Genomic DNA, 14,205 nt, shown 5'->3' with positions numbered 1-14,205 from the left:
CTTCAACGATTACCGCTCATACCAATATCCCGGAATGCCCTTCTCAAGCCGCATCAAAGCTTCGAGGTAGAAGTAATCGCCCCATATCGTATAATCATCCGGCGAACTGCCCGAACGCACGGAATAAGACCCGCGGTTCAATAAGCCCTCCGCACCGTCTTCCTCTTTGGTCGAGTAATCGTTTGCAAGCCCCTCTATGGAACGGTTCACCGCCTGCATCAATTTGTTGTACGCCGGATCGCTGTCCGATAAGAATCCGCACACTTCCAGCATTCCGCAAGCGGCGATGGCAGACGCCGAACTATCCCTTTTTGTCTCCGGCACTTGAGGGGCATCAAAGTCCCAATACACGACGCCGTCCTCCGGGATACGATCCGCAAAATAAACCGCAAGCCGTTTGGCCGTCTCCAAATACTCGGGCTTCTGCAGATAACGATAGGCTAGAGCAAAACCATAAATGCCCCATGCTTGTCCGCGAGTCCAGGTCGATCCGTCTTTATAACCTTGATGCGTTCCCCCGCGGTGGGAGTCGCCAGTAGCAGGATCAAACCAAAACGTATGATAAGAGGAATCGTCACCGCGTACAAGATACCGTCGGCTGGCTTCCGTATGTTTGTCCGCAACCTCCCGATAAGACTCATTCCCGGTCTGCTTGTAAGCCCAATGGAGCAGCGGCAAATTCATCAAGCAGTCAATAATTATACGGCCACCATTATCCGGGTCTCCTTCTCTTCCCCACGCCTGCAAAATATTCATGTTCCCGCGCCAACGCTTCATCAGCACGTCGGCAGCTTGAATGGCAGCCTGTCTGGCGTCCTCGTTCCCCTCAACGATCCATTGGGCTTTGGAGGACAAGGAATACAGGAAACCGATGTCGTGATGATCCAAACTCCAATTATTCTGAAGTCTATTCCGGAGACTATTGACAGTCTTGACCGCCGCCTCCCGGTAAATGCCATTGCCCGAATACTCGTAACTTAGCCATAGAATCCCCGGCCAGAAACCTTCCGTCCATCCTTCATTCTCTATTAACTCATATTGGTTGCTGCTATTTATGCCCACATGTGGAAACTTGTCTCCAAACCGTTCTCGTTCAATATTCGCCTTTGTTGTTTGCAGTGCCTGTTCGATCGCCTTCTTATACATCGTCCGACCCCTCCCAAATGGAATTACAGCCTCATTATAAATGCCGAAGACTTTAGAAAGGTTGTGATATAATGTAGCTGAATTGCGATTATCCATTGCTCGGAGGTGCGCCCTATGCCAGCAATCGTTGAGCCGTATGACCTTGGAGCCAATGCCTTTCTCTTAAATGCCAGATATGAGACGAATAGCGAGAACTGGCTGATGCTTCATGCCCACCAGGGAATTGAACTCCTGTATGTCCATGAAGGAACAGGTACGGTAACGCTGGATAACCAGCCATACGAGCTTGTAAATAATACGTTGTTTTGTTTCCAACCCTACCAATTGCATAAAGTGGATGTTCCTATGATCGAAGGATCCACCTATATTCGAACAAACCTAACGTTTAATCCGCGCATATTGGACCCTTACCTGCAGCCGTATCCTAAATTGCAAGCTTTCCTGCAGCACTTGATAAGCGGCTCACTCAAGCGTCAAGTCTTTGCCTTTCATGAAGATCTGACTTTCGCTCATTTATTGTTCGACTATGAAAAGTTGAGAACTTTTGCGGGCGGCGAACCTAGCGTCGAGGATCGGGTGCTCTTCCTGTTCTCCGTGCTTAAGCATCTTCAATTGCATGTATTTGAATTGGATGAAACACCGCTAGCTATGTCCAAAACCGCCAGCCACGTTGAGCGTATACTCGACTGGATTGAAGCGCATTTCCGCCAGCCCGTCACTTTGGAGACGTTATCCCAAGAACTTCATTTATCCCCTTACCATATTTCACACTTATTCAAGCAGCAGACCGGCATGACGATCTCCGATTATGTAAGCGGCAGGCGGGTTCGCGAAGCATGTACTCTGCTCGAGAATACAGATTGCTCCATTAATGAGATTGGCCGCGTGATCGGAGACTTTAGCGCCCCGTATTTCTCTCAACTATTCAAAAAGCATAAAGGCGTAACGCCGGGCAGCTATCGACAGGCAATAAAAAGACAATTCTCTTCCGATTCTTGAGGAGAATTGTCTTCTTGTTCTACCTATTCACATTGTGCTTACCCGCAGCTCATAGAAATACTGAACAATCGGATGCTTAAGCTTAATCGTATCGCGCATGTTAAGAATCCGCTTTTTGCCGACTCGGCGGTCTATCAATGCAAGAATGTTCAATAAAATGTCTTTGCTCTCCAAGCTTTCCTCGATTGGCCCGGATAAGAACCTATTGGCCGCAACCGTAAAGTTTGACTTGCTTAATGCGGTCTGCGCGGATAATAGCTCCTTGGCAAGATCACCGGTTTTTCTGCCTCTTGCCATGACCTTTAGACGGTCCTCCGGGACTTGTCCATTGGTCGTTTTTCTAACCGCTTCGATGTCTTCCTCGCTGATCGGGATATGAAGATTGGGATCATTTTTGATTTCCATTTCGGACTGGTACCATTTAATGAAAGTTGTCGCATCCGTCATATTGAATACTTTCTTCTTATCTACCGCCATATAACTGAGTCCCGCTTTGTCGGGTAAATACCGGTAACTGGTGCCCACATATTCGACTCTCCCGACTAACGCAGGACTTAGAAAACTATCCAGTTGTTGCTTCAATTTGCTCCAGGACATGTCATCCCCCTATGTTCTATAACAATAAACGCCATTATGGCAGTCCTTCTATCATACAATAACGAACGCAACATAAAAAGGCGACGCACCTATTGGAAGGTCGCCGCCTTATTAGCATTTGCATTTGAATAACGTTTATTTGCTGCTTTTACTTAGCTTCTCAGCGAGAGCATTGCCTGATTTGGATATATCATTATAAGCTTCTTCGAGCGATTTCTGGCCGAATAATACGGCATCCATCGTTTTCTTGTAGTTGTCTACCCACTCCGTCCACCCTGCCGCCGCCGGGGAGAACGGCAATGCTTTATCCTTCGCCGTATCGTACAGCTTCTTGCCCAGCTTCTCCTTCGGAGCCAAGCTAGGTTCAATCGCGTTATATACGTCGTCGTAGATCGGAATGCCGAAGTTTGTGCCATACGTTTCGCCGGCTTTTTTATCCGTAACAAACCATTTAATGAATGCTTTGGCCGCGTCCTTATGTTTGGAATCCGTGCTTACGCTTAAGAAGATGGTCGGCTGTGCCCAACCGCCGCCTTCCGGCCCCACCGGAAGGTTAACCACGTCTATTTTCCCAGGCATCAGCTGTTCAAGCGCCCCTACCGATCCAACGGTTGCGCCCCGGGTCATCACTTTGCCGCTGGCCATCGGGTCCGCTTGCGGATCATTCTCCTTGAACGCGCTGACCATGTCCGCGGGAGGAACGATTTTCTTGTCGCGGAATTCCGCGAATATGCCGTAAAACTTCATGAACAAATCTTTGTCCAGATTAAACTTCTTGCCATCCTCTTGGATGATCGTACCTTTGCCATATCCCATCTGATAATACTCGTAGAAGTCCCATGTATCCGTGTCGCTGATCGGATAGACGCCTTCCGGCAATTTGGCGCGGGCATTTCTCGCAAAATCGAAAAACTCGTCCCACGTCCAGTCTTTCTTCGGCAGCTCGATGCCGGCCGCCTCCAGCGCTTCTTTGTTATACGCCATGCCTTGCGCGTTGCGGCTGATCGGAATACCGTACAGCTTGCCGTTTATTTTCAAATTATCCAATGTCTTCTCGTCAATAACGCCGGTGAGATCGATATCCGATAAATCCTCCAGCGTACCTCTCGTCGCATACTCTTGGATGTATGCCCCGTCCATATGAAGGACATCCGGCAGCGAATGGGAAGCGGCTAACGTCGGAAGTTTTTTCCAATAATCATCCCATGCCATATATTCAGGCGAGAAAGTGACCGATGGATTTAAGCCCGTGTACACTTCTTGCGTCTTCAGCATCGCCTGATGCCGGATATCCGCCCCTTGCCACATAATCTTGAGCTTCACCGGAGCGTTAGGATCGCTATTGTTGCTTTTGCCTTCGGCATTCGACTGCCCGTTGTTAGCTCCTCCGTTCCCGCAGGCCGTCAAACCAAGCGTCGCCGCAAGCATCACTAAAGTTAATCCTTTGTATAGTTTGCGCTTCATTCTCATTTCCCCTTTATTTCGGATTTGGTCTCATGCGCTTATCCTTTTAAGCCCGTTGTTGCGATCCCCTCGACGAATTGCTTCTGCGCGAAGAAGAACAACACGACGGACGGCACAACCGATAACAGCGACATCGCAAGCAGCCTGCCCCATTGAATTTCGAACTGATCCACGTACATGCGCAGCGCCAGTCCAACCGTAAACTTGCCTACCGAGTTCAAGTACAGCATTTGCGCGAAGAAATCGTCCCAGCTCCAGATGAACGTGAAGATCGCCACCGTCACCAGCGCGGGTTTAATGAGCGGCAATACAATTCTGTAGAAAATGCCGTAGACCGACGAACCGTCGATTTTGGCAGCCTCGTCCAATTCCCGCGGGATGCCTCTTATGAATTGCACGAGCAAAAAGATAAAGAATGCGCCGCCGCCAAAAAAATGCGGGAGAATTAACGGAATGTAGCTGTCCATCAGCTGCAGCTTATTGTAGAGAATGTATTGCGGCACAATCGTCACTTGCCCCGGCAGCATCATCGTCAGCAATAGAATCGAAAATAACGCTCCGCGGAACTTGAAGTTAATGCGCGCAAAACCGTAAGCGACAATTGCGCTAGTGAGAACGCCGCCAACAACGTTCCACAGCTCCATAAGGAGCGTGTTGCCGAAGAAACGGCCAAACGTAAATTCGGGCGAGAATTGCCAGCCTTTCGTGTAATTTTCCCAAATCGGCGTTGAAGGCCAGATGGAAGGCGAGCTCATCTCCGCCGTCGTTTTAAGCGAAGCTCCCACCCACCAGATAACCGGATACAGCATCAAGAGAGAGAATACAATCAGCATCAAATGGTTGGATACTTTATTGTTTTTTAGCGTTTTGATCATTTTTGCTTCCCTCCGTCCGTCTCGTAGAATACCCAGTAACGCGATACCAGGAAGTTGATCGCCGTCATCAGCGCTACGATTACTAGCAGAATCCAAGCAAGCGCGGATGCATAGCCCATTTGATAATGCTTAAACGCCTTGTCGTAGAGGAACAGCGCGTACATGTAGGTCGAGTTGATCGGCCCCCCCTGCGTTACGATAAACGCGGCGGTGAACGTCTGGAAGGAACCGATAATGCCAAGCACCAGATTGAAAAACATGACCGGCGACAGCATCGGAAGCGTAATGTGGAAAAACTTCCTCACCTTCGATGCGCCGTCAACCGACGCAGACTCATACAATTCGTTAGGGATTTGCTTCAAGCCGGCTAGGAAAATAACCATTGTAGAGCCGAATTGCCATGTATTGAGCAAAATCAGCGTTGCGAGCGAAGTATGCGGATTCGTGATCCATCCGACCCCTTGAATGCCGAACCAGGAAAGCACATGGTTGAAATAACCGTTAAGGTTGAACATATTGCGCCACAGTGCCGCTACGGCTATGCTTCCGCCAATGAGAGAGGGGAAATAAATGGCCGTCCGGTATAGATTCATGCCCTTCAAATTTTTGTTCAGCATCATGGCAACCATTAAAGAGAAGAACAACTTCAGCGGAACAGAAAACAAAACGAAAATGAAGGTTACCTTGAGCGATGTCGTAAAATCGGTATCGTTCTTGAAAATGTTGGCGTAGTTTTGCGTTCCGGTCCAGGTCGGGGCTTCAAGCAGCGAATACTCCGTAAAGGACAAATAAAACGACTGGATGATCGGCCATACCGTAAGCAGTAGAAACCCAAGCAGCCACGGCGAAATAAAAATATACCCTGCCAGATTGTTCCGGTTGGAGCTTTTGGCCTTTTTCTTCGTCAATCGCAGCCTTGCGGCCGCCGGCTTATGTACAGCTTCAGCTTTCATCTTGCGGTCATCCCCCTTTCAGCGGCGTCTATAAGGCTCATTTTATTGAAATCGCTTACATGTGTACATGCGATAGAATTATGAATTGGTTTGTTTTTTTACACTCTTGAAGAGCGTCCCGAACAGATTTCAGGCATAAAAAAAGAAGCTATGCAGCCGCAGCATGCATAGCTTCTCTATTTAACCGATCTTAAGCTCCGGCTTGGCAGGCGACTTCTTCTCCGCCGCCGCAGCCTCCATCAAGCCCTTAATATATCCTACGCCATACAGGCGCCCAAGCGTCTCGTACCCGGGATTCGCGTTGTCTTCCCCTTCCATCGTCGGCACGTGGTCGGGTCTCGAAGGACCGTCAAACCCAACTTCATAATAAGCTTTCATCGCTTCGTACATATCGGTCTGGCCGTCATCATGGAACGTCTCCCGGAAGTTGTCCGGCGTTCCGACCACATCCCGGAAATGAACGAAAAAGAGCTTGTCTTGACGCGCGAAATGGCGGATGACATCCGGGATATGCTCTCCCGCGGTCGCAAGCGTACCTTGGCACAGGGTAATTCCGCTGTATTCGCTCGGAACAAGATCAATCGCGCGCTGCAGCGCCTCCGCGCTTCGAAGAATACGCGATACGCCGCGGATCGGGCTAATCGGCGGATCGTCGGGATGCAATGCCAGCTTGACTTTGGCTTTCTCGGCAATCGGCACGATTCGTTCCAAGTAATAACGAAGATTGTCCCACAATTGTTCCTCCGTAACGATGCCCGCTTCCGTAAGCGGTGCGCTTTGCATCAAGGAATGATTATAGCTGGACACAAGCGCTCCGCCGCGGGTACGCGTTGTGGTCGATGTACGGAACCAATTGAATTGAGCCATGAAATTGTAGCATAAGACGGGAATACCTAGAGCCCCCATATTCGTGATCAGCTGCCCCATCCATTCAATCTCTTCATCGCGCCCGGGCAGACCCAGCTTGATCTTGTTCGTCGGCGGCGCCGATTCGATTACAAGCAGCTCAATGCCATGATTCTCGTAACGCTGTTTCATATGCAGCAGATTCATGTAATCCCAAGGCTTCATGCCGTTCTCTTCCTTAGGCAGCGGACCAACGGCGTAATCAACGCCCATCTGCTTGGCCAAATGCCATAGCTGATTGGGATGGGAAGTGAAAAATTCGGCTAATTTCATAACAAAACACACTCCTTTTGTTTTATTAATTCGCGTCGCGGTAATCGCTTGGCGACAAACCTACCTTCTTTTTGAAAATTTGACTAAAGTAACGAGAGTCGTTATAACCAACTCGTTCCGCGACCTCATAATTTTTCAAATGGGTTTGCTTAAGCAGCTTTTTGGCGTTCGAAATCCGGATGCAGGTCAGATGCTCGATAAACGTAACGCCCATTTTCGACTTGAATAAAGCGCTTAAGTAGGCAGGAGTTATAAACACTTTCTCCGCCACGTAATGAAGCGATGCCCGATCATATTCCTCCTCCATTAATGTAACCGCTTTCTTAATTAAATTGCGATTAAGGCTGTCAGATGCGTAGGGCGTCCCCTCCATTCCGTTAATGGCTTCGCATACTTTGTCTTTCATTCCCGCAAGCGACTGCAGCTGCATGAGCGCCGTAATGTCGGGCGTGCTGCACAAATGGGGCTGGCCTAGGGCGGACTTGAGCCGAAGCTGCAGGCTGACCAAGAGCTGAAGCGTTGCGTCAACAACTTTATTGACCGGCAGCGGACCGCTCTTGGTTAAGGCCTCATAAAAGCCTTCCACTGCTTGCCGTATTGCCACTGATTTCGTAATCGAATGTTCAATTAGCAGATGGAGGAGCTCATCCTCCATCTCTTTCGGGTATTCCGTATCTCTTGCATATTCGGTAATGCTGCTGAAATAAACCGGTTGTGAATGATTTTGGTAGAATCGGTGCTGCATGGCGTGGAGGGCTTGTTCGTATCCGTGATGCAGATCAGATAGATGCGAAACAGGATTGCTAATGCCTAGCGTGACAAGTTGAGGGTTTAAACGGTATTCGTGGCTGCAAATCTTGCTATGTAATTCGATTATGGAGTCGCGGTTGTCCCATGAGAAAATAACGCCGACATGCCCTTTGTCATCCGGTAGGACAGCCGTATTGCCAGGTCCGTAACGCTTAATAACGGCATACAGTTCGTCGAAAGCGTTCCTCCCGGACCATAAATCCATCGCTGCGGTATTAACGCTAAACAAAGCTATTGCCGGGTAAGCATAATAAGCGTGATGCCCGCTGTCTTCCAGGCTTCTCTTCAAATTGCCGGCTGTGCCAGAGAGCAGGTCGCCCAGCGTTCCGGCACGAACCATTACCGCTTGCTTCATCATCGGAACTCCTCTCTTGAGAAAGGATGAATTAAGTAACTAAGCCCACGAGTTACTCTCCGGTGTAATTTTTGTAGAAATCAAATCCCCTGATCAGATTCGTTTCCGACAGCTCAACGTCGCCCGATTTAATCAGATCCAATAGTTCGGTATGGGCGTCGGAAAGGGAATAACCGGGATGATCCTTGTTCGTAACGGTAATAAAGCGCATAATTTTGGTTTTGATGCTGGTCCAAATGTCGTACAGTAGCTTATTGCCGCTGCGCAAATAAAAATAACCGTGAAAGAGCATGTCCAGCTCGACGAGCCGGTGCGGATCACCTTGATCGATAGCTTCCCGCATGCCGTTAATGACGCCTTCCAGATAAACAATATCCTTATCCTCCAGCACCTTCATCATGGCGCGAAGCGCTTGACCCTCTACCATCTGCCTCAGCTCATAAATGTCCCGTATTTCCTGGGCGGTAATCTCGGATACGACCGACCCTTTATTCATTTTGCCAACGATGAATCCTTCTTGCTTCAGCCTCTCGAGCGCTTCTCTGACCGGCGCTTGGCTGACGCTGAATTGCTTGGCAATATCCAGTACGATCATGCGGTGTCCGGGCAGCAGTTCACCCTTCATAATCTGCTTTTTCAAGGAGATGTAGACATGCTCGCTAAGTGAAATGGGACTGTGTTCGGAACTGGCTGTTCGGATGGACACGGGCTATCACCACCTTCTAATTTGGGAAAATAAGGGATTATCGATAATCGATAATTAGATGCTAGTCGCTTCGAGTGGGAATGTCAAGAAAAAAAATAAACGCTTACATTCCCAATTACTGACCGTAAAAAAACAAACAAAATCATAATTTTACGGTATCGCTTTACGTTTCAATCGATCGTTAAGATGGTCATGTATCGCAAAATCGAGTACCGGAGGAATCCATGATTCATGAGGAGGTGTACACGGGTTGCCCAGGAAAGTAGTGTTCATCGCGGATGCCGACAGCTGGTCCGGCGAGGGCTTAATCGCAAGATTCAGTCAAGGCGGTATGGATCTGATTCTAAACAGTCGGCAAGATGACGGGGAATGGGAAAAGGTATTGGCTTCTTGCAAGACCTCTGGCTCGAAAGTGCTCGTTACCCATGCCGATCTATGCAGCAGCCGAGACTTGTCGGCGATGCTGGATGAGGCCGAGAATGGGCTTGGGCCCGTCGATGTCATGATTCATAATTGCTGCGCCATAAGACCTGCTAGTGTCGAAAGCTGCGAAGAACCGGATTTTGTCGAAATCATGCAGCGAAACGCCAAGTCCGCCTTCTTCTGCACGCAAGCGTTTGGTAAACGGATGGCCGAACGCCGCAGCGGAAACTTCATCTTTGCTGGCTCCATTCATAGCGAGAAACCTACCGGTTCCTCCTTCGCTTATAGCGCTTCGCAAGGCGCGGTGAAGATGCTAGCCCATGAAGCCGCCTTGTTTCTCGGTCGGTTCGGTATTCGCGTCAATACCATTGAGATGGGGCCAGTCGAAGGTGCTGACCTTGTTTTTCATAGTCATCTCTCGGGACTTTACGACGATTACCGTTACAAAGTACCTGCCGCAAAGCTCGGAACGGTTAACGATCTGGCGGAGCTTGCCTTCTTCCTTGCCGGGGAGCAGTCCGGTTATTTGAATGGAGCGGATATCCGGCTCGACGGCGGCTTTCTCCTGCATTATATGGATCACCGCATGAACAAGCCCTCCGAGGGGGAGACGCGTTTATGACGAGCCAAACTTTATTGGGAAAAACGGCACTCGTCACCGGAGCTGGAACGGGCATCGGCAAAGGCATTGCCTGCGAGCTTGCCAGGCGCGGCGCGAAGGTTGCGATCCACTACCATTCCAGCGACGCGGGAGCCATTGACACGAAGCTTCGAATCGAGGAGTTTGGCGGATTATGCATGACCGTGCAAGCCGACGTCGCCGTTCGGGATCAAATTACCCGCATGGTCGATAACGTAGCGGCCGAACTAGGCGGTGTCGATATTCTGGTCAACAATGCCGCGCTGCAGCTGAACGTCGATTGGTTTGCCTATACGGAAGAACAATACGACAGCGTCATGAACATCAATCTCAAGGGGTACTGGCAATGCATGCAAGCTGTGATCCCTTATATGAAGCAACAAAATTACGGCCGCATCATTCAGATCTCCTCTGTCCATGGCAAAAGACCTACCGACTTCGACCCCGTCTACTGCATGTCGAAAGGCGGCATCAAGATGCTCGGCAGAGAAAGCGCCATAGAGCTCGCGCGATATGGCATTACAGTCAATACGATCGCCCCCGGCGCCATCGACGTGGGTAAGTTTAAGAGCTCGCATAAGAACCCGAGCCGCAAAAAATTCCCGCTTGGACGCGTCGGACTTCCAGCGGACGTTGCTTCACTCGCCTGTTATCTAGCCTCGGGCGAAACTTCGTTTATGTCAGGCTCCACTATCCGGTTGGATGGTGCAAGCATGTTGCTATAACGCTATTTTCCGAATCTATCAAAATACGAATTAACGTAAAGGAGCCATGCCCGTGACTCAACAGGAAACCTATGAAAATACGTTAGCTTATGTAAATACTTACTCCAAGCCTTCAGAGCTTCGGATCACCGACATTCGTTTTGCCGATATCGCAGGCGCTCCCATGCATTGCAGCTTGATTAAAGTGTTCACGAATCAAGGCATCGTTGGTTTCGGCGAAGTGCGCGACGGCGCCGACAAACAGTTTGCCCTTCAGCTCAAAAGCAGGCTTCTTGGCGAAAACCCCTGCAATATCGACAAGCTGTTCCGCAGAATCAAGCAATTCGGCGGACATTCCCGGCAAGGCGGCGGAGTCAGCGGCATTGAGATTGCCCTATGGGATATTGCCGGCAAAGCTTACGGCATGCCAATCTACCAGATGCTTGGGGGCAAATTCCGCGACCAAATCCGCATGTATTGCGATACCGACGTTGATGGCAAAGATACGGGCAAAGCCATGGGGTTAGCGCTGCAAAAAAGGATGGAACAAGGCTATACCTTCCTGAAGATGGATCTTGGCATCAATCAGATTATTCATGAGCCCGGTGCGTTAAGCGCCCCGCTTGGTTTTCTGGAAGAAATGAAAACACGGTCCAAAGCCTGGTATTCCCGGAAGCAATCGAACTACTCGGAGCATGAACTGCGCGATATACGAAACCGCCATTACGATATTTATAACGTCGCCCATCCTTTCACGGGTATTCATGTGACGGAGAAAGGTCTCGACATGCTGGAGCAATACGTTGCCGACGTTCGTATGGTCGTTGGTTACGAGGTCCCTCTTGCCGTAGACCATTTCGGTCACATCGGCTTGCAGGATTGCATTAAGCTTGGCAAACGCATCGAGAAATACAATCTGGCTTGGATGGAAGACATGATCCCGTGGCAATACACGAATCAATATGCGCAGCTCGCGAGTATGGTAACGACGCCAATCTGCACCGGAGAAGATATCTATCTCAAAGAAAACTTCAAGCCTTTGCTGGAATCCGGAGGCGTATCCGTCATCCATCCCGACGTGCTGACGACCGGAGGCATTCTGGAAACGAAAAAAATCGGCGACATGGCCCAGGATTATGGCGTCGCGATGGCTATCCATATGGCCGAGAGCCCAATCGCCTGCCTGGCAGCCGTCCATGCCGCAGCCGCCACGGAAAATTTCCTGGCGCTCGAGTTCCATTCCGTCGACGTGGAGTGGTGGGATGATCTGATTGTGAGCAAACTTCCGAAACCTCTCGTCCAAAACGGATTCATCCAAGTCCCTGACGCGCCGGGTCTTGGCATCGAAGCGCTTAATGACGAAGTGATCGCAGAGCATCTGCATCCGGAAATTCCCGGACTATGGCTCCCTACAGACGAATGGAACGGTTATTGGTCCAACGACCGGCTTTGGAGTTAATACCAATATAGCGAGGTGTCCACTATGAAATTTAATAATGCCGAAGATACGATCCAACTCTCTTCCCTGTGGGAAGGCGAACGTTTCCCGGACGGACGGCCGAAAGTGCCGTCCAGCGTGCTTGGCCGATTAAGCAGAATCACGCTCGAGGAAGCATGGGGTCCTCTCTGGTCGAGAGGTTACCATTATCAATTCGAAGGCGATTTCAAAATCATTCATCCGAGCAAAACCATGGTTGGCCGCGCGGTTACGGCCGTCATGGTACCTAAGCGCCCGGATTTGCATGACACGCTGCTGAATTACGGGCATGAGCAAGAGGATCGCAGAGGTTTCTTTAACCAATGGGTGATCGATTCGCTGGAAGAAGAAGACGTTGTTGTCATTGATATGTTCGATAAAATCTATCAAGGCACTTATGTAGGCGGCAACCTGTCAACGGCGATATCTACCCGCACAAAAACCGGAGGCGCCGTTATTTGGGGCGGCATACGCGATAATCAGCAAATTGTGGAGATCGAAAATATTAATGTCTACTATCGGGGCAGCGATCCGACCGCAATTGCCGACGTCACGATGGTAGGCATGAACGTCCCTGCCCGGATCGGCCGGGCTGTCTGCCTTCCGGGCGATGTCGTGCTTGGCACGCCGGCAGGCGTCATCTTCATCCCTGCCCACTTAGCGGAACTAACGGCAACCCATGCGGAGAAATCGCAAGTCCGCGACGTGTTTGGGTTTGCCCGCTTGAACAGCAAAACGTATTCGACGGCGCAAATCGATGCCGCCTGGACGACGGACATGTGGCAAGACTTCATGCAATGGTTTGATTCCGACAAGGCCGCTGCCCCTTATCGGCATCTGACATGGGAGCAGGAGCTGGAAGAAGCGCGCCGCCATGACAACAGCGGGCCTTCCAGCGATGTCCGGTTATGAATAAAGCGATATTAGGCCGTACCGGACTTGCGGTCACCAAACTAAGCTACGGCGCCATGGAAATTCGCGGTCCTCGCGTATGGAGCGGACGGCCGGTCGAGGACGCGGATGCGGCTCTCATTCTGAATAGCGTGCTCGACGCCGGCATCAATATGATCGATACCTCTTACGATTACGGCCGCAGCGAAGAATTCATCGGTCGCTTCATCAGTCACCGCCGGAGCGAATTCATACTGGCGACGAAATGCGGCTGCTGCGTGACCGACCGCGGCGTTCATGACGAGACTTCCCATATTTGGACGCAAGATCAGCTGCTTCATAATATTGATACGAGCTTACGGCGCTTGAAAACCGATTACGTCGACATCTTGCAGCTTCACGGCCCAACGGTGCAGCAAGCCGAAGAAGGCGAGCTGGTCGACGTGCTGAAGGAAATTCAAGCAAGCGGCAAAGCCCGTTATATCGGGGTATCCTCTTACCTGCCGAATCTTCCGGCGTTCGTAGACTGGAGATCGTTTGATACGTTCCAATTGCCCTACTCTGCGCTCGAACGGGATCACGAGAATTGGATAACGAAAGCAGCGGATACCGGAGCCGGCATCATTGTACGCGGGGGAGTTGGTCAAGGCGAACCAGGCGCGGGGCGGGGCTCAACAGACCGCTGGAGCGCTTGGGAGCAAGCAAAGCTTGACGACTTGTTGGAACATGGCGAGCAGCGAACCGGGTTTCTGCTGCGATTCACCTTATCCCATCCTTCCATGGCCACAACGATCGTAGGCACGAAGAATCCCGCCCATTTGGCGGAAAATCTCCGATACGCCAAGCGAGGCCCGCTTCCAAGCGACATCTACGAGGAAGCGAAAAAGCGCCTGAACGCCGTCGGGCGATCGGCGGTCGCGACCACTTAGCAGGAAATTAGAAACGAGCCAATGGAATCACGCTTCCATTGGCTCGTTTTATTTTCA

At 50.4% G+C, this 14,205-nt stretch carries 14 protein-coding genes; 6 read left to right on the top strand and 8 right to left on the bottom strand.

Features of this window, described 5'->3' with window-relative positions:
• Nucleotides 1-9: 9 nt before the first annotated feature.
• Nucleotides 10-1,146, bottom strand: coding sequence for a glycoside hydrolase family 88 protein (locus QQK89_RS04990; protein ID WP_284237372.1), 1,137 nt, complete (start codon nt 1,144-1,146; stop codon nt 10-12).
• Between the two features lie 114 nt (nt 1,147-1,260).
• Here QQK89_RS04990 and QQK89_RS04985 point away from each other — a divergent pair, with 114 nt between their 5' ends.
• The gene (locus tag QQK89_RS04985; RefSeq protein WP_284237371.1) at nt 1,261-2,145 is read left to right on the top strand and encodes an AraC family transcriptional regulator; all 885 of its coding nucleotides are present in this window, start codon (nt 1,261-1,263) and stop codon (nt 2,143-2,145) included.
• 27 nt (nt 2,146-2,172) lie between these two features.
• Here QQK89_RS04985 and QQK89_RS04980 read toward each other — a convergent pair whose 3' ends face one another.
• The 7 genes from QQK89_RS04980 to QQK89_RS04950 form a co-directional block, all read right to left on the bottom strand.
• On the bottom strand, nt 2,173-2,742 hold the full coding sequence (locus QQK89_RS04980; RefSeq protein WP_284237370.1) for an SF0329 family protein: 570 nt from the start codon (nt 2,740-2,742) through the stop codon (nt 2,173-2,175).
• Between the two features lie 135 nt (nt 2,743-2,877).
• The gene (locus QQK89_RS04975) at nt 2,878-4,206 is read right to left on the bottom strand and encodes an ABC transporter substrate-binding protein (RefSeq protein ID WP_284237368.1); all 1,329 of its coding nucleotides are present in this window, start codon (nt 4,204-4,206) and stop codon (nt 2,878-2,880) included.
• 38 nt (nt 4,207-4,244) lie between these two features.
• Entirely contained in the window at nt 4,245-5,081 is an 837-nt protein-coding gene (locus QQK89_RS04970; protein ID WP_284237367.1) for a carbohydrate ABC transporter permease, read from the bottom strand.
• Complete coding sequence (locus QQK89_RS04965; protein ID WP_284237365.1) at nt 5,078-6,034, bottom strand: carbohydrate ABC transporter permease; 957 nt, start codon at nt 6,032-6,034, stop codon at nt 5,078-5,080. The genes QQK89_RS04970 and QQK89_RS04965 overlap by 4 nt, the downstream gene beginning before the upstream one ends.
• Nucleotides 6,035-6,214: 180 nt before the next feature.
• Entirely contained in the window at nt 6,215-7,213 is a 999-nt protein-coding gene (locus QQK89_RS04960) for a mannonate dehydratase (RefSeq protein WP_284237363.1), read from the bottom strand.
• A 25-nt stretch (nt 7,214-7,238) separates the two neighbouring features.
• Nucleotides 7,239-8,381: a helix-turn-helix domain-containing protein gene (locus QQK89_RS04955; RefSeq protein WP_284237362.1), complete on the bottom strand. Its 1,143-nt coding sequence runs from the start codon at nt 8,379-8,381 to the stop codon at nt 7,239-7,241.
• Between the two features lie 49 nt (nt 8,382-8,430).
• Complete coding sequence (locus tag QQK89_RS04950; protein WP_284237360.1) at nt 8,431-9,084, bottom strand: GntR family transcriptional regulator; 654 nt, start codon at nt 9,082-9,084, stop codon at nt 8,431-8,433.
• Between the two features lie 250 nt (nt 9,085-9,334).
• On the opposite strand from QQK89_RS04950, the gene QQK89_RS04945 reads away from it, so the two are divergent.
• Genes QQK89_RS04945 through QQK89_RS04925 form a run of 5 tightly spaced genes read left to right on the top strand, consistent with a single transcriptional unit; the run spans nt 9,335 to nt 14,148 of the window.
• A complete protein-coding gene (locus QQK89_RS04945) occupies nt 9,335-10,129 on the top strand; it encodes an SDR family NAD(P)-dependent oxidoreductase (protein WP_284237359.1) in 795 nt (264 codons plus the stop codon).
• Nucleotides 10,126-10,872 carry an SDR family NAD(P)-dependent oxidoreductase gene (locus QQK89_RS04940; RefSeq protein WP_284237358.1) on the top strand — a complete coding sequence of 249 codons (747 nt, stop codon included), beginning with the start codon at nt 10,126-10,128 and terminating at the stop codon, nt 10,870-10,872. Before QQK89_RS04945 ends, QQK89_RS04940 begins: the two co-directional genes overlap by 4 nt.
• A gap of 52 nt (nt 10,873-10,924) precedes the next feature.
• Nucleotides 10,925-12,310 (top strand): mandelate racemase/muconate lactonizing enzyme family protein, encoded by a 1,386-nt coding sequence (locus QQK89_RS04935; RefSeq protein ID WP_284237357.1) that lies wholly within the window; start codon nt 10,925-10,927, stop codon nt 12,308-12,310.
• 24 nt (nt 12,311-12,334) lie between these two features.
• Nucleotides 12,335-13,240 carry an RraA family protein gene (locus tag QQK89_RS04930; RefSeq protein WP_284237354.1) on the top strand — a complete coding sequence of 302 codons (906 nt, stop codon included), beginning with the start codon at nt 12,335-12,337 and terminating at the stop codon, nt 13,238-13,240.
• On the top strand, nt 13,237-14,148 hold the full coding sequence (locus QQK89_RS04925; RefSeq protein ID WP_284237352.1) for an aldo/keto reductase: 912 nt from the start codon (nt 13,237-13,239) through the stop codon (nt 14,146-14,148). Before QQK89_RS04930 ends, QQK89_RS04925 begins: the two co-directional genes overlap by 4 nt.
• Nucleotides 14,149-14,205 lie beyond the last annotated feature (57 nt).

This window comes from Paenibacillus glycanilyticus, assembly GCF_030161375.1.
Lineage (GTDB): Bacteria > Bacillota > Bacilli > Paenibacillales > Paenibacillaceae > Pristimantibacillus > Pristimantibacillus glycanilyticus_B.
Note: the sequence above shows the minus strand (reverse complement) of the source record. Positions and strands in the feature narration are given on the sequence as shown.